Below are 389 nucleotides of genomic sequence, written 5' to 3'. Positions count from 1 at the left end.
CTGGCTTTTCAAAGACAGTGGGTTCGGTCCTCCAGTTGATGTTACTCAACCTTCAACCTGCTCATGGCTAGATCACCGGGTTTCGGGTCTATACCTAGCAACTAAACGCGCAGTTAACACTCGCTTTCGCTACGGCTCCGTTATTCACTTAACCTTGCTACTAAATATAAGTCGCTGACCCATTATACAAAAGGTACGCAGTCACCCCGAAGGGCTCCCACTGCTTGTACGTATACGGTTTCAGGTTCTATTTCACTCCCCTCACAGGGGTTCTTTTCGCCTTTCCCTCACGGTACTGGTTCACTATCGGTCAGTTGGGAGTATTTAGCCTTGGAGGATGGTCCCCCCATATTCAGTCAAAGTTTCACGTGCTCCGACCTACTCGATTT

At 48.8% G+C, this 389-nt stretch carries 1 rRNA gene; it reads right to left on the bottom strand.

Annotation, left to right across the window (positions count from 1 at the left end):
* A 23S ribosomal RNA gene (locus tag V3391_RS17575) occupies positions 1–389 on the bottom strand; the annotation flags it as partial.

This window comes from Luteimonas flava, assembly GCF_036584485.1.
GTDB classification, from domain to species: Bacteria; Pseudomonadota; Gammaproteobacteria; order Xanthomonadales; family Xanthomonadaceae; genus Luteimonas; species Luteimonas flava.
The sequence above is the reverse complement of the archived record's forward strand: the minus strand, read 5'-3'. Positions and strand labels throughout refer to the sequence as shown.